This is a genomic window from Burkholderia sp. BCC1972 (assembly GCF_905339605.1).
GTDB lineage: Bacteria > Pseudomonadota > Gammaproteobacteria > Burkholderiales > Burkholderiaceae > Burkholderia.
Genome location: NZ_CAJPGH010000005.1, coordinates 1 through 22,304 on the forward strand (window position 1 = coordinate 1; position 22,304 = coordinate 22,304).

The window sequence follows — 22,304 nt, forward strand, 5'->3', positions numbered from 1 at the left end:
AAGGACTTCCTCGCGAAGATCCTGCACTGAGCGTTCGCGCGTTTTACGCGCGTCCATGCAAAAACCGCCCGACATGCAGCCGGGCGGTTTTTTTTCGTCCGCGGGTGGCGTGCGTGCCCCCGCTCGTTACCAGCTGTACCGGTAGCCCACTTGCCCGACGATCCCGCGCCGGTAGTCGCCGCCGATGTTGCGCGCGATCTTCGCGTTCGCGTACAGCTCGCCCGACTTGCCGAAGCCCGCGCTCACGCCGACACCGAGTTCGTACCAGGTGCGGCCGAGATGCGTCGCGAACGGCGTGCCGCCGACGACGGTCTGGCCCGGCGACAGGAAGTCGTGCAGCACGTCGGCGGTGAAGTACGGCGTCGCGGCGCCGCCGCCCGCATCCGACTGGAGGTTCGGCCGGAAGATGCGCACGCCGACGCGGCCGCGCAGCGCGTTCGTCGTCGTGCCCGAGACGGCCGACACGTTGTCGTTGAACCCGTTCAGCTTCAGGTATTGATACATCAGCTGCGCTTGCGGCTCGATTGCGATCGGCGTGCTGCCGATCGCGAACGGCTTGCCGACTTCCTGCGACAGCGCAATGCCGAAGCCGTTCTGCGACGCCTCGTTGCCGTAGCTGTCGCGATAGCGGTTGCCGTAGTGCGTGACCTGCCCGACGCTGTCGAAGTAGGTGCCGTCCGGCAGGTAGCGTGTCCAGTAGCCGCCGACGCTCTGCGCGTGCATCTCGACCGAGCCGGTCGACGTCGACAGGTTCTGCGAGTCGGCGCGCGCCATGTCGCTGAAGCTCGCGTTCGACACGCCGATGCTGGCCGTCACGCCCGCATGCGTGCTGCCCGCGCCGTTCGGCGCCTGGTCGAGCGTCCAGTCCTTGCCGAACTGCGCGAAGAACGTGCGCTCGTCGGCCGCGAAGCGGCCCGCGTTCGCGTCAAGGCTCTGGCCGCCGATGCGCCCCCACACGCCGTCGCGGTTGCCGGGCTGCTGCTGCTCGACGTTGTAGATGTCGCCGACGCGCTCGTGCAGCTTGCCGAGCGTCGAGAAGCCGTAGTCGGCGTTCAGGAGCGGCGTGAGCGCGTAGCCGGCGACACCCGGGCGATACGCGAGCGTGCCGCCGTTGCCGTTCCCGTTGTTGCCGCCGTCGCCGCCGCCGGACGGGTGGATCGGGTCGCCGGGGTCGGTCTGGTCGAGCTGCGAGCGCAGGTACCAGCCGTTCGCGTCGCTTTGACCGCCGCGATAGAGCCGGTATTCGTACGCGCCGGCCTGCACGGGCCCGGCGAGATGGAAGGCCGACGCGGTGGTCGTGCCGCCGTTGGCCATGACGATCACCGGAATCCCGTCGCCGGTCGTCTGCGCGCCGGCGCCGGCCGTGTTCGCGATCTTCAGGCCGGTCGTGCCGCTCGCGGCGCCGCCGTTCACGATCAGCCGGTCGGTCGGCGACGCATCGGCGCCGAGATACGTGTTGAGCGCGATCGTGCCGCCGTTGCCGACGTAGCTGCCGGTCGTCAGCGTCTTGTAGCTGCCGGTGAGCGTCGGCGAACCGACCGGTGCGGCGAACGTGACGAGGCCCGCGTTGTTCAGGCTGCTCAGGACCGAGCTGCCCGTCATGCGCCACGTGCTCGAGCCGTCGACCGTCAGCGCGACCGGATCGATCTTGCCGGTCAGCGTCGTGCCGTTCGCGAGGAACACGTTGCCGGTGCTCGATGCGTCGGAAACGATGTCGCCCGCGAGGTTCACGGCCGATGCGTTGAACGTCATGGTGCTGCCGTTCGCGAGGTTCAGCAGCGTGCCGTTGCCGGCCGTCACGACCGTGCCGTTGCGCACCGCGATGTCGGCCGTGCCGCCGCGCGCGGCGAAGGCCGGCCCGGCGACGGACGTCACGCTGCCGCCGTCGACCAGGACCGAATTCGTCGCGCCGTTCGCGAGCGTGTCCGACGTCAGCACGCCGGCCGTCGCGCCCTTGAGTGCCGTGCCGGTCAATGCGAGCAAGCCGCCGCTGTTCGCGGTGGCGCCGTTGCCGGCCGCGCTGCCGATCGACGAACCCGTATCGGCGATGCGCCCGCCGTTCTGCGCGACGATGCCGTCGGCTGCGCTGCCCGACGCGGTGATTGTCGTGCCGGACAACAGCGCCGTCGCACCGCTGTCGATGACGACCGCATGGGCACCGGCACCGGTCGTCGCGACCGTCGTGCCGTTGGCCGCGAGCGTCGAGTCGGCGCCTGACACATACAGGCCGCGCGCGTTGGCGCCGGCGGTGCGGACGACCGTCGCCGCGTCGGCCGCGATGTGCGCGCCTGCACCGGTCGACGTGACGCCGTCGGCGCCGGTGCCGGTCGTGGCGATCTGCGTGCCGGCCAGCGCGATGGTCGCGTTCGTGCCGAGGTTGCGGATCCCGCTGCCCGTTCCGCCGGCTGCGATCGACGTCGCGCCGGCCGCGAGGCCGCCGCCCGTGACGGTCGAGTCGATCAGCACGCCGTCGGCGCTGCCGTTCGCGATCACGGTGCCGGCGCCCGACAGCGCGACCGATGCGCCCGCGCCCGTCAGGCGCACGCCCGCGATACCGTCGTCGGCTTCGACCGTGCCCGCATTGGCGAGCGTCGCCGATGCACCCTGCACGAGCGCGCCCGTGCCGTCGGACACGCGGATCGTCGATGCGTTGTTCACCGTGCCTTGCGTGCCGACGACGACGCCCGTCGAGCCGGCGCCGGTCAGCAGCACCGTGTTGCGGTTCTCGAGCGTGCCGAGGTTCTGCGCGACGAAGCCCGTCACGCCGGCGGTCGACGACGTCACGGCGGCATGGTTGGTCAGCGTCGACGCGACCGGCGCGCCGGCGTTCGCGCCGGCGAGATCGTGCGCCTGCCCGTCGACGACGCCCGCGATCGCGCCGGCCGCGTTCAGGTTGATCGTCGCACCCGCGTCGATCGTGCCGTTCGCGCCGCCCTCGACCGCGATCGCGATGCCGTTCGCGCCGTTGACGTTGTAGGTCGCGTTGCCGGTCGACAGCGTCGTGCCGGCGTCGGTCGCGAGCACGCCATGCGCATGCTGGCCGTTGACGTCGGTCGTCAGCGTGCCGGCCGCCGACGTGCCCGTGTAGGCCGCGCCGCCCGCGACGCGGAACAGCGTCGAATCGTCGGTGTCGACGCTGAGGTGCTGCGCGGCGACGTTGATCTTCGAGCCTGCGCCGTACGCGTAGAAGCCGATCTGGTTCGTGCCCGACATGAAGGCCGGCACCGCGTTCGCGCCGACGTTGATCGTCGCGCCCGAGCGCGCGTGCACGCCGATCGCGCCGGTGCCCGTCAGCTTGAGCGCACCGTCGAGCGTGGCCGCGGCGCGCGGTCCTTCGGCCCACACGCCGTAGTTGCGCGTGCCCGAGGCCGGGTCGAGGCCGCCGGCCACGTTGATCGTGCCGGTCGACGTCGCGGTCGTCCCTAGCGTGCCGGTCCCGACGACCATGATGCCGATGCCGTTCACGCCATTCAGCGTGATGGTGCCGGTGTTGGTCACGGTCGCGGCCGTATCGGCCGCGAGCATGCCGACGTTGGCGAGCGGCGTGCCGGGCGCGGCGCCGTTGACGACGATCGAGCCCGCATTGGTCAGCGTGCCGGACGTCGAGCCGAGGCTCGCCAGCGCGGCGCCGTTCTGCGTCTGCGAGCCGATCACGATCGTGCCGAGGTTGCTCGCGGTACCCGATGCGCCGAGCAGGATGCCGTACGCGTGCGCGGCGAGCGCGACGTCGTTCGTCGTTGCGCCGGGTGCGTACTGCGCCGAGCGGCCGAGGTAGATCGTGCCGCCGGCTTCGTTCGTGAAGCTGCCGCCGGCGACGAGGCCGCCGATCACCTGGCTGTCGAGCGTCGTCGCGTTGACGCCGACGTTGACCGTGCCGGCGTTCGACGCCGTCGCGCCGCCCGTCACGGCGACCGCGTAGTTCTGCAGGGCCGGCTGGTTGCCGTCGAGCGTCCATGCGGCGACGTTCATCACGCCGTTGTTGACGAACGCGGTGCCCGCGCCGTTCGCAAATACGCCGTTGCCTTCGGTGTACGCGTGGTAGTCGAAGTTGTTCGGCGGCGCGCTGCCGCCGGTGTCGAAACCGTCTCCGGACGCATACCCGGACGAGATCGTGCCGTTGTTGACGCCGCTTGCGCCGCTCAGCAGGCGTACCAGCGTGAAGTCGCCGGACAGGCGCCCGTCGTTGATGAAGTGCGCGCCGTTTTCCGCGAGGACGGCCGAGCTCGAGTCGATCGTGTTGACGCCGCGGAAGTCGATCTGGCCGTCCTTGCCGATCTGCAGCGTCGCGTTCGCGCCCGTGCCGTGCATCGCCGACAGGTGATCGATCGGCAGCGTGTTCTTGTCGCCCGCGGACACGGTGTTCCGATACTGGAAGCTTTCCTGCGAGAACGTGACGGCCTGGCTGAATGCGCTGTCGTAGGCGGCCTGCGAGCCGAGCGCGCCGCTTTGCACCGAGCGCACGAGAAAGTCGTTGTACGCGGCGAGCGATGCGGCGTCGGTGACCTTCCACGTGCTGCCGTCGAACGCGGTGAAGGTGCCCGCGTAGGCCGGCACGTCGAGCTGGCGGTTGCCGACGGCGCCACCGTCCGCAAGATAGTCGCCGGTGGTGAACCGGATCTGGTTGCGCGAGTTCCAGGTGACGGTGCTTTTCGCGGCGCCCGTGCCGTCCGCGAAGGTCAGGTCGGTCTGCTTCGCGGCCATTTCGATCGCGTTGCCGGCCGCATCGGGCGCGTTCGCCGCATTACCGATCGACACGTTGAGCGTGCCGCCGGTCGCGGCGACGGTGCCGATGCGCGTGTTCACGTACTGATCGCCGTTCACGTCGTGGTAGACGGGCACCTGGGTCGCGTCGGCCGTCGACGCGGTGAACGCGGACGAGTCGTAGGTCGCGACCGACGTGCGGGTGCCGGTGATCGAGTCGGGCGTGCTGACGCTGTGGGTCTTGCCGCCGAGCGACAGCAGCGGCTGGCTCGGGTTGCCCGACACGATGGTCGTGCTGCCGATCGGCGCGAGCGTGTAGCCCGGGTCGCCGCCGGCGCCGGTCCATGCGCCCGATACGCCGACGGTGTCGCCGCCCGACACGGTGGCGGCGCCGGCCAGGTTGTCGTTGACGGTCGGGCTGAAATTGCCGGTCGTGCAGGTGCCGCCGCTCGCGACGGCCGCGCCGCTGCCGCACGTCGATGCGTGTGCGGAACCGGCCGACAGGACGGCCAGCAACGCGCCGAGCACCGCGGCGCGACGGCCGGCACCCGATTCGCCGCCCGAGCGCTTGCCGCGCGCCCGTGCCGTTTCCGCCACTGCGATCCAGCAGCCGGCGGCTTCGCTCCATATCGATCGAAATGAGTGATTCACGACAAGCCTCTCTTTCTTGTTTTGAAATGGCATTCGCCGCAGCTCGGCGAATTCGCATTCCGCGGTGGAGAAATAATTCGAAGGGGCGTGCGGCGACTATGGCTGCGTGTCGCGCCAATCGTGTTTCGTTACACCGGGGATGGGCGGAGTCTACTGATTCGGACCGCGGGCGATGATCGAGAAATCGGGAAATGTAAGGATGCCAACCGTAATAGGTCGTATTTTTGATTTGTGTGGTTAATCGAACCGAAGGCCTTGCCGGCAATGGGTCGGCAGGGTTTGATGAAAATCCGGGAAGGCTGGCGGCGTAGGTGGGATAGCGTACGGTTTGGTAGAAGCGGATGCGCTAAAACGCGCGCCCGCGATTTTATTGATTGGGTGGATATTACTGATTTTGATTTATTTGATTTTTTATTTTCGCTCGTAAATTAATAAAATCAAGCGAATTTCTCATCGCGTCGACTCGTTGCGACGGATGGCGCGCTGAATGAAACGTTCCCGGTCGGGACGCGGCGATTTTCGGTGGCGAAGGGCGTCGCCGCCTCCGGTGCGAGGTTTACGCGAGCGGGCGGAAACAGGCAAGCGGGCGCGGCGCGTGCCGCACCGCGTTCAGAAGTCGATCGCGTCGTCGGCGTCGCCGTCGGCGGCGGTGGCGAGTGCCTCGCGGGCGTCGCGCGGTGCGGACGCCGATGCGTCGAGCGCCGGATTGCGCAGCTTCTCGAGCACGCGTTCGGGCACCGGGATCTGCATCCGTGCGGCGACGTCGCCGCACTGGAACATGATCAGCTCGCCCGGCTCGAACGCGGTCCAGACTTCGTTGTCGGTGAGCGGCTGCGTCGCGATCACCGCGACGCGATCTTCCGGCGTCGTGTATTTCGCGAAGTCGATCGACAGGTCTTCGTCGACGAGATGCGCGGTCGAGAACGGCCAGCGCCGCACGAGATAGTGCAGCCGTGTCGAGCAATGCGCGAAGAGCGCCTGGCCGTTCGACATCAGGAAGTTGAACACGCCGTGATCGGTGATCCCGCGCGTGAGCTCGCCAACCCGCTCGAACAGCTCCGGCAGCGGCGGCTGCGCACCGGGAAAGGCCTCGCGCAGCCCCTGCATCAGCACGCAGAACGCCTGTTCGCTGTCGGTCGTGCCGACCGGGTGGTAGACGCTGCCGTCCATGTCCGGCGCGTAGTCCTGCAGGTCGCCGTTATGCGCGAAGATCCAGTGCCGGCCCCACAGCTCGCGCATGAACGGATGGCTGTTCTCGAGCAGGATGTGCCCTTGCGTCGCCTTGCGGATGTGCGCGATCGTGTTCTTGGACTTGATCGGGTAGCGCTTGACCATTTCGGCGATCGGCGAGGTGGCCGATGCCTGGTGATCGATGAACAGGCGGCAGGCTTTATCTTCGAAGAACGCGATGCCCCAGCCGTCGGCATGGTGATCGGTCAGCCCGCCCCGGGCCGCGAAACCGGTGAAGGAGAATGTGACGTCCGTCGGCGCGGCGCAGTTCATTCCTAAGAGTTGGCACATTTTACTTGGGGCGGCAGGCTGAAGCGGGGGGTAACGAACCGGGCGAACCCCGGTACAATGCGGCTTCTAGCATATCACCGAGCCCTGAGCGGTAAAAAGCGGATTCCGCTGGCCAAAGGTCCCGTGTTGCGGTTTGCCGTCAGTCGGCCCGCGCACGCGCGTTCCGGCCCCGCCGACAGCAAGCCCGTTCCTCACGACGCCTCCTATGACTGCCTCGAACGCTTCCTCCCCGGCGACGCTCTCGCTCGCCCGTCCCGACGACTGGCACCTGCACCTGCGAGACGGCGACATGCTGGCCGCCGTGCTGCCGCACACCGCGCGCCAGTTCGGCCGCGCGATCGTCATGCCGAACCTGAAGCCGCCGGTGACGACCACCGCGCAGGCGCAGGCCTATCGCGAGCGCATCCTCGCCGCGTTGCCGGCGGGGATGACGTTCGAACCGCTGATGACGCTGTACCTGACCGACAACACGCCGCCCGACGAGATCCGCCGCGCGCGCGAAAGCGGCTTCGTGCACGGCGTGAAGCTGTATCCGGCCGGCGCGACGACGAATTCCGACCACGGCGTCACCGATCTCGCGAAATGCGCGAAGACCCTCGAGGCGATGCAGGAAACCGGCATGCCGCTGCTCGTGCACGGCGAGGTGACCGATGCGTCGATCGACCTGTTCGACCGCGAGAAGGTGTTCATCGACCGCGTGATGACGCCGCTGCGCCGCGATTTCCCGGGCCTGAAGGTCGTGTTCGAGCACATCACGACGAAGGACGCGGCCGACTACGTGCGCGATGCCGACGCGGCACCCGGCCTGCTCGGCGCGACGATCACCGCGCACCACCTGCTGTACAACCGCAACGCGCTGTTCGTCGGCGGGATTCGCCCGCATTACTACTGCCTGCCCGTGCTGAAGCGCGAGACGCATCGCGTGGCGCTGGTCGAGGCCGCGACGTCCGGCAACCCGCGCTTCTTCCTCGGCACCGACAGCGCGCCGCATGCGCGCGACGCGAAGGAAACGGCGTGCGGCTGCGCCGGCTGCTACACGGCACTGCACGCGCTCGAACTGTACGCGGAAGCGTTCGACACGGCCGGCGCGCTCGACAAGCTGGAAGGGTTCGCGAGCTTCTTCGGCGCCGATTTCTACGGGCTGCCGCGCAGCGCCGAGACGGTCACGCTGCGCCGCGAGGCGTGGGAGCTGCCGCGCGAGATCTTCGCGGGCGACACGCCGGTCGTGCCGCTGCGCGGCGGCGAGACGATCGGCTGGAAACTGGCGTGACCGATGCGCCGCCGCGCGCATGCTGCCGACGGCGGCGCGCAGTGCTAGAATGCGCGTCGCAAAGCAGGCTAGGCAGTCGCGGCCTCGCCGCCTTCGGGCGGGCGGGGGCGAGGAAAGTCCGGACTCCACAGGGCAGGGTGATGGCTAACGGCCATCCGTGGCGACACGCGGAACAGGGCAACAGAAAGCAAACCGCCGATGGCCCGGCGCAAGCCGGGATCAGGTAAGGGTGAAACGGTGCGGTAAGAGCGCACCGCGGCGACGGCGACGTTCGCCGGCACGGTAACCTCCACCCGGAGCAATTCCAAGTAGGCAGGCGCGCATTTTCGGATGCAGGACGGGGCCCCCGTCTCGTCTGCGGGTAGGAAGCTTGAGCGCGTCAGCAATGGCGCGCCTAGAGGAATGGCTGCCACGCGTTGTGCGCTTCGGCGCGCAGCGTGCACAGAATCCGGCTTATCGGCCTGCTTTGCCGTTCGAATGCGAAAGGGCCGGCGTCTCCTTGCGGAGCGCCGGCCCTTTTTTCATGCGCGCGTGCCGTGCGTTCAGGCGGCGACGATGTCGAACGAATGCGTGAGTTCGGCCGTCTTCGCGATCATGATCGACGCGGAGCAGTACTTGTCGTGCGACAGGTTGATCGCGCGCTCGACCGTGCCGGGGTTCAGGTTGCGGCCCGTGACGGTGAAGTGGAAATGCACCTTCGTGAACACCTTCGGATCTTCGCTCGCGCGCTCGGCCTTCAGCGTGACCGAGCAGCCGGTGACTTCCTGGCGGCTCTTCTTCAGGATCAGCACCACGTCATAGGCCGTGCAGCCACCGGTGCCGAGCAGCACCATTTCCATCGGACGCGGCGCGAGGTTGTGGCCGCCGCCCTCGGGCGCGCCGTCCATCGCGACGAGATGCCCGCTGCCGGTCTCGGCGGAAAACGCCATGCCGTCCTGGCCCATCCAGCTTACTTTGCATTCCATGCTTGCACTCCAGCGTTGCCTGATTCGGATTCGATCCGGCATTGTAGCCCGCCGTGCAACGGTCGGCTGATGCGCTGCACGACGTGCAACGCCGGCGCCGTGCGGGCAGGGTGTCCGGCGGCAATTTCCGTGCTTCTTTTAGGGGTTTTGCTCTAGGCGAGGGCGATTCCTGCGCGTACCTGCCAGGACCAGATGATTGATTTTAAAAGGGAAATTCTATTTTCGATCGCGTTGTCATGAAATTTCACATCATGGTGGTGAATTTCGTAATGCAAATTTTCTTGTGCGGCGGGCGACGCATTCGTATAATGAGCCTCATTGGTTGTCGCGCTGCGGCAACCTCCGAATGTCTCCTCCACCCTCCTCCTAGAGGTGGATTAAGCCCGAACCAGCCGTTCGGGCTTTTTTTCGTCCCGTGCAAACATCGGCGCGCGATTTGCACGCGCCGGCAGCGTCACGCGGGCTGCCGCGCGACGGGCTGCGATGTCGCGTCGGGCGCCGTGCCGCGCAAGCGTGCGTCAGGCGCCGGCGCTTGGGCGGCCGATGCATGGCCGTGACCGCGCGCGCAGAAGTGGCGGACGCGTTCGCGCACCGCGCGCAGGCGGGCGACGCGATCCTCGGCATGGGTACTCCGGGCTTCGGCGATGCGCGCGTCGAGTGCGTCGAGCTTGGCTTCGCAGCTGGCGTGGGCGGCGACGGCGGGCGCCGCGGCGGCCAGCAGTGTGGCCGCGAAGAAGGGCGTAAGTCGTTGTTTCATCATGCTTGTTTGTTGTTTTCCGTGTTCGGCCGGTCTGGCGCGGCAAGGTCGGGTGCCGCGCGTCGATGGGTGCCGCCCCGGGCGCTCGGATCGCCTGGCAAGTTGGGGCACGACCGGATTTTGGCCCATTTCGGCCGCCGCGGACACGGGACGTGGATTCCCTTTGACCGCGTCGCCGTATTTCCTTTATAATTCAGGGCTTTTCCGCATTCATGCCCACGGAAAAAGAACAGGGAGAGCCTGCACCGCGCCTTGAAGCGCACACAGACAAGCAGGACGAACACATCGGGCAAAGCATTTTTTTTGGATCGATCATGAAGACGTTTTCCGCAAAAGCCCATGAGGTGACGCGCGAATGGTACGTGATTGACGCGACGGATAAGGTTCTCGGCCGTGTTGCCAGCGAAGTGGCACGCCGTCTGCGCGGCAAGCACAAGCCTGAGTTCACCCCGCACGTCGACACCGGTGATTTCATCATCATCGTCAACGCGAGCAAGTTGAAGGTCACGGGCAACAAGACGCTGGACAAGAAGTACTACCGTCACTCGGGCTACCCGGGCGGTATCTATGAAACGACGTTCGGCAAGATGCAAGAACGCTTCCCGGGCCGCGCGCTCGAGAAGGCGGTCAAGGGCATGCTGCCGAAGGGCCCGCTCGGCTACGCGATGATCAAGAAGCTGAAGGTCTACGCAGAAGCGACGCATCCGCACTCGGCTCAACAGCCGAAGGCGCTCGAGATCTAAGGGGACCCACATGATCGGTAACTGGAACTACGGTACGGGCCGCCGCAAGAGCGCAGTCGCACGTGTCTTCATCAAGGCTGGCAAGGGCGACATCATCGTCAACGGCAAGCCCATCGCTGACTACTTCTCGCGTGAAACGTCGCTGATGATCGTGCGTCAACCGCTGGAACTCACGAACCACGGCCAGACGTTCGACATCAAGGTCAACGTCAACGGCGGCGGCGAAACGGGTCAGGCAGGCGCAGTGCGTCACGGCATCACCCGTGCACTGATCGACTACGATGCGACGCTGAAGCCGTCGCTGTCGAGCGCAGGCTTCGTCACGCGCGATGCGCGTGAAGTCGAGCGTAAGAAGGTCGGTCTGCGCAAGGCACGCCGCGCGAAGCAGTTCTCGAAGCGTTAATTCCGCTTCATGGCCTCGCCGCCTTCGGGTGGCGTCCGCCGAAAAAACCGCCAGCTTTCACGCTGGCGGTTTTTTTATGCCTGCCTGTTTGCCCGCGCCCAGGCCGCTGCCGCGGCAGCCCGCGCGGGCAGGTTTGATGAAATCGACAAGAACCTATTGATTTCATGGACTTCAGCACGATCTTCTGATCGGCCCTACAATAGCGGCTAAAGCTTTTTGGAGAGTTCGAATGAACGCTGTTACCGAATCCGCAGCAACGACGACCACCGATATGCCGCTGCCGTTCGTCTTCACCGACGCCGCGGCCGACAAGGTCAAGCAACTGATCGACGAAGAGGGCAACCCCGACCTGAAGCTGCGCGTGTTCGTGCAGGGTGGCGGCTGCTCCGGCTTCCAGTATGGCTTCACGTTCGACGAGGAAGTCAACGAGGACGACACCGTGATGAACAAGAACGGCGTCCAGCTCCTGATCGACTCGATGAGCTACCAGTACCTGGTCGGCGCCGAGATCGACTACAAGGACGACCTCAACGGCGCCCAGTTCGTGATCAAGAACCCGAACGCGACCACCACCTGCGGGTGCGGTTCGTCGTTCTCGGTCTGAGTGCACGCCAGATCCGCGCCGGTTCGCCGGAATGAAAAACGGGGCTTCATGCCCCGTTTTTTTATGCGCACGTGCCAGGCGGCACCTGCCGCGCGACACGTATCGCGTCAGCGCGGATAGAGTGCGCCGAGCACGCGGTTGCCGGCCGCGCCGGTCACCGTCGCGAGATTGCCGGGCTGGCGCGCGGTGAAACGGTAGGCGAGCCATGCGAACGCAAGCGCCTCGACCTGCTGCGGCGGCACGCCGAGCGCGGCCGTCGTATCGACGGTGGCCGGCACGCCGGCCTCGTGCAGCGCGTGCCGGAGCGCGTCGAGCAGCACCGGATTGCGTGCGCCGCCGCCGCATACGAAGACAGCCTTGCAGCCCGAGGCGTGCCTGGCGATCTCGCGTGCGATCGACACGGCGGTCAGTGCGGTGAGCGTCGCCTGTACGTCCTCCGGCGCGACCTGCGCGAATGCGGCGAGCTTCGCGTCGAGCCAGGCGGGGTTGAACAGGTCGCGTCCGGTGCTTTTCGGCGGCGCTGCGGCGAAATACGGTTCGTCGAGCAGCGCGTCGAGCAGCGGCGCGTGCACGGTGCCGCGCGCGGCGAACTTGCCGCCGTCGTCGTACGGCTTGCCCAGATGGCGGGTCGCCCATTCGTCGAGCAGCGCGTTCGCGGGGCCGCAGTCGAAGCCGCGCACGTCGCCGCCTTCGCCGGGCAGGATCGTGATGTTGCTGATTCCGCCGAGATTGCAGACGATGCGCGTTTCGCCCGGCGCGCCGAACACCGTCGCATGGAACGCCGGCGCGAGCGGCGCGCCGTGGCCGCCCGCGGCGACGTCGCGGCTGCGGAAATCGGCAATGACGTCGACCTGGGTCAGTTCGGCGAGCAGCGCCGGGTTGTTGAGCTGCCGCGTATAGCCGCGTTCGGGACGATGACGCACCGTCTGGCCGTGCACGCCGATCGCGCGGATCTCGTCGCGCGACAACCCGGCCGTACGCTGCAATTCGTGGCAGCACACCGCATAGCGCGTGACGAGCGCGTTCGCCGCGAGCGATTCGCGGTCGATCTCGTCGTCGCCGGGCTGCTGCAGCGCGAACAGCGCGTCGCGCAGCGATTGCGCGAAGCCGACGAACGCTTCCGCGAGCACGACCGGTGCACGGCCGGTCTCGAAACGCACGGCGACGCCGTCGACGCCGTCCATGCTGGTTCCCGACATCAGCCCGAAGTAGATGCCGTCGGCCGGATGGGCGTTTTGCGGCTGTCGTTGCGGCACGTTGGGTTCTCCTGGATCGTGCGGCGCGGGCCGGTGCCGCGCGCCTTGCGCCCGATTATCCGCGCAACCTGACGCGCCGTTAAGCGATGCGCGCGCAAGTTATGGGAAAATCCCTGTTTTTGCGACATTCTTCCTGGCACCGATGAGCACCGAACCCAGTTCCAAGCCTGTTTTCCCGATCACCGACGAAGTCCGGCATGCGCTCGCCGTCACGAAGCGCGGCGTCGACGAGCTGCTGATCGAGGAAGAGTTCGCGCAGAAGCTCGCGCGCAGCGCGGCCACGAACACGCCGCTTCGCATCAAGCTCGGCCTCGACCCGACCGCGCCCGACATCCACATCGGCCACACGGTCGTGCTGAACAAGATGCGTCAGCTGCAGGACCTCGGCCACACGGTGATCTTCCTGATCGGCGATTTCACGTCGCTGATCGGCGATCCGTCGGGCCGCAATGCGACGCGCCCGCCGCTCACGCGCGAGCAGATCGAATCGAACGCGAAGACCTACTTCGAGCAGGCCGCACTCGTGCTCGATCGCGACAAGACCGAGATCCGCTACAACAGCGAATGGTCGATGCCGCTCGGCGCGGACGGGATGATCAAGCTGGCGTCGCGCTATACCGTCGCGCGGATCCTCGAGCGCGAGGACTTCACGAAGCGCTTCCAGGGCGGCGTGCCGATCTCGATCCACGAATTCCTGTACCCGCTGATGCAGGGCTACGACTCGGTCGCGCTGAACGCCGACCTCGAGCTCGGCGGCACCGACCAGAAGTTCAACCTGCTGGTCGGCCGCGAACTGCAGAAGCAGTACGGCCAGGAACAGCAGTGCATCCTGACGATGCCGCTGCTCGAAGGCCTCGACGGCGTCGAGAAGATGTCGAAGTCGAAGGGCAACTACGTCGGCATCAGCGAGAAACCGACCGACATGTTCGGCAAGCTGATGAGCATCTCGGACACGCTGATGTGGCGTTACTTCGAGCTGCTGTCGTTCCGCAGCCTCGACGAGATCGCCGGCTTCAAGCGCGAGGCCGAAGGCGGCCGCAACCCGCGCGACTTCAAGGTGCTGCTCGCGCAGGAAATCGTCGCGCGGTTCCACTCGCAGCCCGACGCCGAACGTGCGCTGGAGGACTTCAACCACCGCGCGAAGGGCGGCGTGCCGGACGACATTCCGTCGGTCACGCTCGCAGGTGCGCCGCTGGCGATCGGCCAGTTGCTGAAGCAGGCCGGCCTCGTGCCGTCGACGAGCGAAGCGCTGCGCAACATCGAGCAGGGCGGCGTGAAGATCGATGGTGCGACGGTCTCGGACAAGGGCCTGAAGGTCGAGGCCGGCGAGTTCGTCGTCCAGGTCGGCAAGCGCCGCTTCGCGCGCGTCACGCTGACCGCATGATCGCGCTGATCCAGCGCGTGAAGCGCGCCGACGTGCGCGTCGGCGAGCGCACGACCGGCGAGATCGGCGCGGGCCTGCTCGCGCTGGTCTGCGCGGAACGCGGCGATACCGAGGCTGCCGCCGACAAGCTGCTCGCGAAGCTGCTCGGCTACCGCGTGTTCAGCGACGCAGCCGGCAAGATGAACCTGCCGGTGTCGAACATCGACGGCGAGGGCCGCGCCGGCGGCCTGCTGCTCGTGTCGCAGTTCACGCTGGCGGCCGATACCAACAGCGGGCTGCGTCCGAGCTTCACGCCGGCCGCGCCGCCCGACGAAGGCGCGCGGCTGTTCGACTATTTCGTCGCAGCTGCGCGGGCGCGCCATCCGGTGGTCGAGACGGGCGAGTTCGGCGCCGACATGCAGGTGTCGCTCGTCAACGACGGCCCCGTGACGTTCTGGCTGCAAGTGCGGCCCTGATTCTTTCCCGGAGACGCGCCGCGATGGCCACCACGCAGATTCTTTTCATCCGCCATGGCGAGACGGCCTGGAACCGCATCAAGCGCATCCAGGGTCATATCGACATCCCGCTGGCCGATACGGGGCTCGCGCAGGCGCAGCGGCTGGCGGCCCGGCTCGAACGGGAGGCGCGCGACGGCGCGCGGATCGATGCCGTGTATTCGAGCGACCTGATGCGTGCGCAACAGACCGCCCGGCCCTTTGCCGATGCGCTCGGCCTGCCGCTGCAGTTGCGCGAAGGGTTGCGCGAACGCTCGTACGGCGCGTTCCAGGGGCACGACAGCACCGAGATCGAGACGCTGTTCCCGGACGCGTACGCGGCCTGGCAGACGCGCGATCCCGGTTTCGCGCCGGAAGGCGGCGAGTCGCAGCGTGAGCTCTATCATCGTGTGCTGCACGCGCTCGAACCGATCGTCGCCGCGCATCCGGGCGGCCGCATCGCGTGCGTCGCGCACGGCGGCGTGCTCGACTGCGTGTACCGTTTTGCGAACGGAATCGAGCTGTCGGCCCCGCGCACTTACCCGCTGCTCAACACGAGCATCAACGTCGTCGATTACGTGGATGGCCGCGCGCAGGTCGTGCAATGGGCCGACGTGTCGCATCTGGAAGCGGCGAGCGACGACGACGGGTACCGCAAGGTGCTCTGAGTCTGCGGGCCCCGCACGGCATCGCCGGTCGGGGCGTCTGTCGCCGCGTGCCGCTTACTGCGGCAACCCGTGGCGGGTCTTGTAGTCGAGCGCGTACGCGATCTTGCCCGGTTTGTCGGCCGTGACCGGCTGGCGCAGCTTGTCGAATTCCCCCTTGCCGTATTTCTTCCCGCCGTTGATCGCATCGGCGCGCCCGAGGTCGGCGCCCGTCTTGCCGTCGATCACCGGGTCCGTTGCCGCGACCATCCGCGTCGACGTGACAGCAAATTGAAATGATCGGAAGAAGCCGGATCGTCAGGCGGACGAGGTGCCGTCGGGCGGCGGCGCGGTCGCCCGACGGCGGGCGCGTTTCGACGCGCCGTTGACGAGCGCCCACCGCAGCACGGGGGCGACGGCCCGCACACCGGGCCGGACCACCGCGCGTCGCAGCGGCGCAAAGGTCGACACGCCGAGCAGGCGCTGCGCCCAGGGCGGCAGCAGGTCGATGCCCGCATGCATCATCAGCGACGCGGCCGGCCGCAGCACGGGCGTGGCGACCGGCGCATTCAGCAGGATGTCCATCACGTCGAAGGTATGCGGCCCGGCCTCGAGTTCCGGCTGCATGCGCGCGAGATAGGCGGCGACCTCGGCGCGCGAACGCGGCACCCCTTGCGCGCCGAGAAGCTCGGCGATCAAGGCCGTTTCGGCGTAGTAGCAGTCCTGCAACTCGCCCGGCAACGACGGATTCACGTAGCGCAGATGCGCGGCGAGGAAGCTCGACACTTCCGCGACATGTACCCAGGTCAGCAACGCCGGATCGTCGGCGCGGTACGGCCGGCCGTCGGGCGCGGTGCCCGAGATGCGCGCATGGATCGATTTCACGCGCTCGATCAGCGCGAGGGCGTCCGCGCGGCTGCCGAACGTCGTACCCGTGATGAACGTGGCGGTGCGCCGCAGGCGACCGAGGATGTCGGTGCGAAACGACGAGTGATCCCAGACACCCGCGAGCGCGAGCGGATGCAGCGCCTGCAGCAGCAGCGCGGCGATGCCGCCCGTCATCATCGACGTGAAGTCGGCATGCACGCGCCAGCAGATGGCATCGGGGCCGAACAGCCCCGGGTCGCCAGGCGGTGAAGAGAGATCGAGCGACGGGCCGCCGCCGCCCGCTGTGAGGTGCGTGATGCCGGCCACGAGCCGCTTGCGGATCGGCTCGGCCCAGCGCGGGCCCGGTGCGGGCGCGGCGGGGTGGCGGCTGCGCGGCGTGGTCATGGCGGGGGCGGCTCGGGCGACGGGGCTATTTCCCGTCGGGCGTGTCCCATTCGTCGCGTTCGGTGCGACGGGCGTCGGGCACCGACAGCCCGAAGTGGCGATACGTGAGCAGCGTCGCGACGCGCCCGCGCGGCGTGCGCTGCAGGAAGCCCTGCTGGATCAGGTACGGTTCGAGCACGTCCTCGATCGTGTCGCGCTCCTCGCCGATCGCGGCCGCGAGGTTGTCGATGCCGACCGGGCCGCCGTCGAACTTGTAGAGGATCGCTTCGAGCAGCTTGCGGTCCATCAGGTCGAAGCCGACCGGATCGACGTCGAGCATCGCGAGCGCGGCGTCGGCCACGGCTGCCGTGATCTGGCCGTCGGCCTTCACTTCCGCGAAATCGCGCACGCGGCGCAGCAGCCGGTTCGCGATCCGCGGCGTGCCGCGCGAGCGCTTCGCGATTTCCAGCGCGCCGTTCGGATCGATCTGCGCATTCAGCAGCGACGCCGAGCGCCGCACGATGCGCGACAGTTGATCGGCATCGTAGAACTCGAGCCGCGCGACGATCCCGAAACGGTCGCGCAGCGGGTTGGTGAGCATCCCCGCGCGGGTGGTTGCGCCGACCAGCGTGAACGGCTGCAGGTCGAGCTTCACGCTGCGCGCGGCCGGACCTTCGCCGATCATGATGTCGATCTGGTAATCCTCGAGTGCCGGATACAGGATTTCCTCGACGACCGGCGACAGCCGGTGGATCTCGTCGATGAACAATACGTCGTTGGCTTCGAGGTTCGTCAGCAGCGCGGCGAGATCGCCCGCGCGTTCGAGCACGGGGCCCGACGTCTGGCGCAGGTTCACGCCCATTTCGCGCGCGATGATGTGCGCGAGCGTCGTCTTGCCGAGACCCGGCGGCCCGAACAGCAGCACGTGGTCGAGCGGCTCGGAGCGGCGCTTCGCGGCTTCGATGAAGATCTCGAGCTGGCCGCGCACCTTTTCCTGGCCGACGTAGTCGTCGAGCTGGCGCGGCCGCAGCGCACGTTCGAACACCTCCTCGTGCGACGAGGCGGGCGTGGCGGCGATGATCCGCTGCTCGGTGGCGAGTTTGTCGGTTTCAATCATGCGGCCATTGTACCGCGCGACGCGTTCCGGCCAACCTGGCCGAACGGCCGACTGGCGGGCGGTGCGGCGCCGCGCGACACTGGCTTCGACGGCCGGACGAGCCGCGCGTTACGCCTTCGACAGCGCCTTCAGCGCGAGCTTGATGCCTTCGGACACGCCGGTGCCGGCCGGCACGTTCTTGATCGCGGCGAGGCCTTCCTTCTCGGAGTAGCCGAGCGCGAGCAGCGCGTTGAGGATGTCGGTCGCGTGGTCGGACGGCGACGCGGCGCCGGCGAGCGCACCGAGGTCGGCGCCGAGCTTGCCCTTCAGCTCGAGCAGCAGGCGCTCGGCCGTCTTCTTGCCGATGCCGGGCAGGCGCGTGAGGCGTGCGGCGTCCTGCATCGTCACGGCCTGCGCGAGCTCCTGCACGCTCATGCCGGACAGCACGGCGAGCGCCATGCGCGCGCCGATGCCGGTGATCTTCAGCAGCTCGCGGAAGGTCGTGCGTTCCTGCGGCGTCAGGAAGCCGTACAGCAGGTGCGCGTCCTCGCGGACGATCTGCTGCGTGAGCAGCACGATGCGCTCGCCCGTCTGCGGCAGGTTGTAGAAGGTGCTCATCGGCACGTCGATTTCGTAGCCGACGCCGTTGCAGTCGACGAGCAGATGAGGCGGATTCTTTTCGAGCAGGATGCCGGCGATGCGACCGATCATGGAAGGCGAGGCGAGAGGAATAAAGCGCGAGTGTAGCGCACGCGCGGCGCAATGCCGATGGGCCTGGCCGTCAGGCCGAAGCGATGCATGCCGAGGTTGCGCCGCGCACGGTGCAAACGGTCGCGGCGGCCGGCCCGGCGGGCCGGGCGACCGCGCACGCGGGCGTCAGCCGACGAGCCGCCCGCGCCGCACGCGCAGCCCTTTCTTCGCGAGCGCCGGCGCGAGGCCGCTGATCGTGCCGAGCGTATTGCCGCTGTGTGCATGGCAGATCGCCATCCCGAGCGCGTCGGCCGCGTCCGAGCCCGGCTGGCCGGAAAGGCAGAGCAGGCGCGTGACCATTTCCTGCATCTGCGTCTTGGTCGCGCGGCCGTAGCCGACCACCGCCTGCTTCAGTTGCAGCGCCGTGTATTCGGCAACCGGCAGGCCGCCCGCGACGAGGCCGCAAATCGCGGCGCCGCGCGCCTGGCCGAGCAGCAGCGTCGACTGCGGGTTCACGTTGACGAACACCTGTTCGATCGCGGCCTGGTCGGGCGCATGTTCGCGCACGATCGTCGAGACGCCCTGGAAGATCGTGCCGAGCCGGGTGGCCAGGTCGGCCGTCGGTGTGCGGATCACGCCGCTCGTGACATAGGCGAGCCGGTGGCCGCTGACGTCGATGACGCCGAAGCCGGTGACGCGCAGGCCGGGGTCGATGCCGAGAATTCGCATGAGTGAGGAGAATTGCCTGATGCAGCGATACTACAACGATTGGCGCGACGCGCCGGCCGCACGGTTGCGTGCAAAGGCGCTGCGCAATGAAAAACCCGGCGGGTGCAGCTCGTGCACCGTCGCCGGGCTTTCATGCTGCAGCCGCGCGGGCTGCATCCGATCAGTGACGGAAGTGGCGCACGCCCGTCAGGACCATCGCGATGCCGTGCTCGTCGGCGGCCGCGATCACTTCGTCGTCGCGCATCGAGCCGCCCGGCTGGATCACGCAGGTCGCGCCGGCCGCCACGACGACGTCGAGGCCGTCGCGGAACGGGAAGAACGCGTCCGACGCGACCGCCGAACCGGCCAGCGTGAGGCCCGCGTTCTGTGCCTTGATGCTGGCGATGCGCGCGGAATCGACGCGGCTCATCTGGCCGGCGCCGACGCCGAGCGTCATGCCGTTGCCGCAGAACACGATCGCGTTCGACTTCACGTACTTCGCGACGCGCCATGCGAACAGCAGGTCGTCCATTTCCTTCGCGGTCGGCTGGCGCTTCGTGACGACGCGCAGTTCGCTCGGCTGCACGTTGCGCGAATCGAGCGACTGCACGAGCAGGCCGCCGCCCACGCGCTTCAGGTCGAATGCGTTATGGCCGTCGCCCAGCGCGATTTCGAGCAGGCGCACGTTCTGCTTCGCGGCGAACACCTGCTTCGCGGCGTCGGAGAACGACGGGGCGATCAGCACTTCGACGAACTGCTTCGCGACAGCCTGCGCGGCCGCTTCGTCGACTTCGCGGTTGAACGCGATGATGCCGCCGAAGGCGGAAGTCGGATCCGTCTGGAACGCCTTCGCGTACGCGTCGGCCGAGTCGTTGCCGACTGCGACGCCGCACGGGTTCGCATGCTTGATGATCACGCAGGCCGGCGCGTCGAACGTCTTCACGCATTCCCACGCCGCGTCCGAATCCGCGATGTTGTTGTACGACAGTTCCTTGCCCTGCAGCTGGCGGTAGTTCGCTAGCGCGCCGGCCGGCGTCGCGAGGTCGCGGTAGAACGCGGCGCCCTGGTGCGGGTTCTCGCCGTAGCGCAGGTCCTGCACCTTGTCGAACGCCAGGTTCAGCGTGGCCGGGTACGCGCTGCGCGACGCGTGCTTCAGCTCGTCGGTCAGGCTCGTCAGGTAGTTCGTGATCGCGCCGTCGTATTGCGCGGTGTGCGCGAACACCTTCGTCGCGAGGCGGAAGTTGGTCGGATAGCCGACCGTATTGCCGTTCGCCTTCATTTCATCGAGCACGACCGCGTAGTCGGCCGGATCGACGACGACCGTCACGTCGCGGTGGTTCTTCGCGGCCGAGCGCAGCATCGTCGGGCCGCCGATGTCGATGTTCTCGATCGCGTCGGCGAGCGTGCAGTCGTCCTTCGCGATCGTCGCGACGAACGGGTACAGGTTCACGACGAGCAGGTCGATCGTCGGGATGCCGTGCTGCTCCAGCGCCTGCATGTGCTCGGGCAGGTCGCGGCGGGCGAGGATGCCGCCGTGCACCTTCGGGTGGAGCGTCTTCACGCGCCCATCGAGCATTTCCGGGAAGCCCGTGTAATCGGCCACTTCGGTAACGGGCAGGCCGGCGTCGGCGAGGAGTTTCGCGGTGCCGCCCGTCGACAGCAGCTTGACGCCGAGGTCGGACAGCGACTTCGCGAAGTCGACGATGCCGGTCTTGTCGGAAACGGAAATGAGCGCTTGCTTGATCATGATGGAACCACCAATAGCCAGGGAAACGGGGACGGGACGGCTGCCTACAGCAGGCCGTGCTGCTGCAGCTTCTTGCGCAGCGTATTGCGATTGATGCCGAGGTACTCCGCGGCGAGCGACTGGTTGCCGCCTGCCTGTACGAGCACGACCTCGAGCATCGGCTTTTCGACGCAGGACATCACCATTTCATAGACGTCGTGCGGATTGGAGCCGTCTAGATCCCGGAAATACACGTCCAGGCTCTCGCGGACACATTGTTCGATGTTGTGCTTGCTCATGCTGCTAACTGGTTATGGTCGTCCGACTCGCGCTGGCCGTTTTCCTCTTCGTCATCGACGTAGACGAGGTGGTCCGACACCGCCTTTTGCGCCTCGAAGAAGGCATTGACGGCGGCGAGCTGCTCGCGGGAGGAATCGAGCGTGTTCATCCTGTGCCGGAACCCGTTGGCACCGGAAAGGCCGCGAGTGTACCAGCCGATGTGCTTGCGCGCAGTACGGACACCCGTGAATTCACCATAGAAAGCGTAGTGGTCTTCCAGGTGTTCGTTCATCACGTGCTGGATCTCGTCGATCAGCGGCGGGGGCAGCAGCTCGCCGGTTTGCAGGAAATGATCGATTTCGCGGAACAGCCACGGCCGGCCTTGCGCGGCACGACCGATCATCAGCGCGTCGGCACCGGTTGCATCGAGCACGGCCTTCGCTTTCGCGGGCGACGTGATGTCGCCGTTCGCAACGACCGGAATCCGTACGGCCGCCTTCACGGCCGCGATGGTGTCGTACTCGGCATCGCCGCGGTACAGGTCGGCGCGCGTGCGGCCGTGCACGGTGAGCATCGAGATGCCGGCGGCTTCGGCCAGGCGCGCGACCGTGATCGCGTTCTTGTGTTCGCGGTCCCAGCCGGTGCGGATCTTCAGCGTGACGGGCACCGCATCGGGCCCCGTGCCGACTGCCGCGACGACGGCCTCGACGATCCGCTGCACGAGCGGCTCGTTCTGCAGCAGCGCGGAGCCGGCCGCGACGTTGCAGACCTTTTTCGCCGGGCAGCCCATGTTGATGTCGATGATCTGCGCGCCGTTGTCAACGTTGTAGCGGGCCGCTTCGGCCATCATCGCCGGATCGGCGCCGGCGATCTGCACCGCGATCGGCTCGACTTCGCCTTCGTGGTTCGCGCGCCGCATCGTCTTCGCGCTTTTCCACAGCTGCGCGTTGGACGCGACCATCTCGGACACGGCGTAACCGGCGCCCAGCCGCTTGCAGAGCTGGCGGAACGGACGATCCGTCACGCCGGCCATCGGGGCGACGAACAGGTTGTTACGCAATACGTGAGGGCCGATAACGGGCATCGCAATGGCGCCGCCCGCGACCGGCGCGGGCAGGGGAAGGGAAGACGGAAACGCGCATTTTACCGTATTCCCATGCCCCGCCGATTTGACCCGGTTTG

Annotated in this window: 19 protein-coding genes, 1 other RNA gene and 1 pseudogene; 8 read left to right on the plus strand and 13 right to left on the minus strand. The window is 67.5% G+C overall.

Translation table 11 applies throughout. From position 1 onward, the window contains the following. Window positions 1-126 precede the first annotated feature (126 nt). Both U5798_RS09525 and U5798_RS09530 read right to left on the minus strand, forming a co-directional pair. Window positions 127-5,352 (minus strand): autotransporter outer membrane beta-barrel domain-containing protein, encoded by a 5,226-nt coding sequence (locus tag U5798_RS09525; RefSeq protein ID WP_322081896.1) that lies wholly within the window; start codon window positions 5,350-5,352, stop codon window positions 127-129. A 609-nt stretch (window positions 5,353-5,961) separates the two neighbouring features. After that, entirely contained in the window at window positions 5,962-6,873 is a 912-nt protein-coding gene (locus U5798_RS09530; protein WP_322081897.1) for a class II glutamine amidotransferase, read from the minus strand. Window positions 6,874-7,078: 205 nt separating this feature from the next. On the opposite strand from U5798_RS09530, the gene pyrC reads away from it, so the two are divergent. Next, window positions 7,079-8,143: a dihydroorotase gene (gene pyrC, locus U5798_RS09535; RefSeq protein ID WP_011350953.1), complete on the plus strand. Its 1,065-nt coding sequence runs from the start codon at window positions 7,079-7,081 to the stop codon at window positions 8,141-8,143. A 60-nt stretch (window positions 8,144-8,203) separates the two neighbouring features. Continuing rightward, an RNA gene (gene rnpB / locus U5798_RS09540) (RNase P RNA component class A) lies at window positions 8,204-8,615 on the plus strand. A 70-nt stretch (window positions 8,616-8,685) separates the two neighbouring features. Here rnpB and U5798_RS09545 read toward each other — a convergent pair. Both U5798_RS09545 and U5798_RS09550 read right to left on the minus strand, forming a co-directional pair. Then, the gene (locus U5798_RS09545; protein WP_175028623.1) at window positions 8,686-9,150 is read right to left on the minus strand and encodes an OsmC family protein; all 465 of its coding nucleotides are present in this window, start codon (window positions 9,148-9,150) and stop codon (window positions 8,686-8,688) included. A 412-nt stretch (window positions 9,151-9,562) separates the two neighbouring features. Further along, the gene (locus U5798_RS09550; RefSeq protein ID WP_322081898.1) at window positions 9,563-9,868 is read right to left on the minus strand and encodes a DUF1090 family protein; all 306 of its coding nucleotides are present in this window, start codon (window positions 9,866-9,868) and stop codon (window positions 9,563-9,565) included. 311 nt (window positions 9,869-10,179) lie between these two features. Here U5798_RS09550 and rplM point away from each other — a divergent pair, with 311 nt between their 5' ends. From rplM to erpA, 3 genes are all read left to right on the plus strand, one after another. After that, complete coding sequence (gene rplM / locus U5798_RS09555) at window positions 10,180-10,608, plus strand: 50S ribosomal protein L13 (protein ID WP_041490553.1); 429 nt, start codon at window positions 10,180-10,182, stop codon at window positions 10,606-10,608. 10 nt (window positions 10,609-10,618) lie between these two features. Beyond that, entirely contained in the window at window positions 10,619-11,011 is a 393-nt protein-coding gene (rpsI, locus tag U5798_RS09560; protein WP_006476904.1) for a 30S ribosomal protein S9, read from the plus strand. Between the two features lie 229 nt (window positions 11,012-11,240). Beyond that, on the plus strand, window positions 11,241-11,615 hold the full coding sequence (gene erpA / locus U5798_RS09565) for an iron-sulfur cluster insertion protein ErpA (RefSeq protein WP_124449485.1): 375 nt from the start codon (window positions 11,241-11,243) through the stop codon (window positions 11,613-11,615). A gap of 107 nt (window positions 11,616-11,722) precedes the next feature. Here the strand turns inward: erpA and U5798_RS09570 are convergent, their stop codons facing one another. After that, on the minus strand, window positions 11,723-12,871 hold the full coding sequence (locus U5798_RS09570; protein WP_322081899.1) for an anhydro-N-acetylmuramic acid kinase: 1,149 nt from the start codon (window positions 12,869-12,871) through the stop codon (window positions 11,723-11,725). A gap of 142 nt (window positions 12,872-13,013) precedes the next feature. Here U5798_RS09570 and tyrS point away from each other — a divergent pair, with 142 nt between their 5' ends. From tyrS to U5798_RS09585, 3 genes are read left to right on the plus strand one after another with little or no spacing between them, the layout of a single operon-like run. Continuing rightward, entirely contained in the window at window positions 13,014-14,255 is a 1,242-nt protein-coding gene (gene tyrS / locus U5798_RS09575) for a tyrosine--tRNA ligase (RefSeq protein ID WP_124449481.1), read from the plus strand. Next, the gene (dtd, locus tag U5798_RS09580; RefSeq protein ID WP_059834559.1) at window positions 14,252-14,710 is read left to right on the plus strand and encodes a D-aminoacyl-tRNA deacylase; all 459 of its coding nucleotides are present in this window, start codon (window positions 14,252-14,254) and stop codon (window positions 14,708-14,710) included. Before tyrS ends, dtd begins: the two co-directional genes overlap by 4 nt. Window positions 14,711-14,733: 23 nt before the next feature. Continuing rightward, on the plus strand, window positions 14,734-15,396 hold the full coding sequence (locus tag U5798_RS09585) for a histidine phosphatase family protein (RefSeq protein ID WP_124449479.1): 663 nt from the start codon (window positions 14,734-14,736) through the stop codon (window positions 15,394-15,396). Between the two features lie 54 nt (window positions 15,397-15,450). Here the strand turns inward: U5798_RS09585 and U5798_RS09590 are convergent. From U5798_RS09590 to dusB, 8 genes and pseudogenes are all read right to left on the minus strand, one after another. Further along, window positions 15,451-15,651: pseudogene (locus tag U5798_RS09590) on the minus strand (chromosome partitioning protein ParB); the annotation flags it as partial. Window positions 15,652-15,690: 39 nt separating this feature from the next. After that, window positions 15,691-16,644, minus strand: coding sequence for an oxygenase MpaB family protein (locus U5798_RS09595; RefSeq protein WP_322081900.1), 954 nt, complete (start codon window positions 16,642-16,644; stop codon window positions 15,691-15,693). Between the two features lie 25 nt (window positions 16,645-16,669). Continuing rightward, window positions 16,670-17,740 carry a Holliday junction branch migration DNA helicase RuvB gene (gene ruvB, locus U5798_RS09600; RefSeq protein ID WP_124449475.1) on the minus strand — a complete coding sequence of 357 codons (1,071 nt, stop codon included), beginning with the start codon at window positions 17,738-17,740 and terminating at the stop codon, window positions 16,670-16,672. Between the two features lie 108 nt (window positions 17,741-17,848). Then, on the minus strand, window positions 17,849-18,430 hold the full coding sequence (gene ruvA / locus U5798_RS09605; RefSeq protein ID WP_031402135.1) for a Holliday junction branch migration protein RuvA: 582 nt from the start codon (window positions 18,428-18,430) through the stop codon (window positions 17,849-17,851). Window positions 18,431-18,595: 165 nt separating this feature from the next. Continuing rightward, window positions 18,596-19,138, minus strand: coding sequence for a crossover junction endodeoxyribonuclease RuvC (ruvC, locus tag U5798_RS09610; RefSeq protein WP_322081901.1), 543 nt, complete (start codon window positions 19,136-19,138; stop codon window positions 18,596-18,598). 160 nt (window positions 19,139-19,298) lie between these two features. Beyond that, window positions 19,299-20,864: a bifunctional phosphoribosylaminoimidazolecarboxamide formyltransferase/IMP cyclohydrolase gene (gene purH / locus U5798_RS09615; protein WP_322081902.1), complete on the minus strand. Its 1,566-nt coding sequence runs from the start codon at window positions 20,862-20,864 to the stop codon at window positions 19,299-19,301. A gap of 44 nt (window positions 20,865-20,908) precedes the next feature. Beyond that, window positions 20,909-21,142 carry a Fis family transcriptional regulator gene (locus U5798_RS09620; RefSeq protein ID WP_006476892.1) on the minus strand — a complete coding sequence of 78 codons (234 nt, stop codon included), beginning with the start codon at window positions 21,140-21,142 and terminating at the stop codon, window positions 20,909-20,911. Further along, entirely contained in the window at window positions 21,139-22,206 is a 1,068-nt protein-coding gene (dusB, locus tag U5798_RS09625; RefSeq protein ID WP_322081903.1) for a tRNA dihydrouridine synthase DusB, read from the minus strand. The genes U5798_RS09620 and dusB overlap by 4 nt, the downstream gene beginning before the upstream one ends. Window positions 22,207-22,304: the final 98 nt, after the last annotated feature.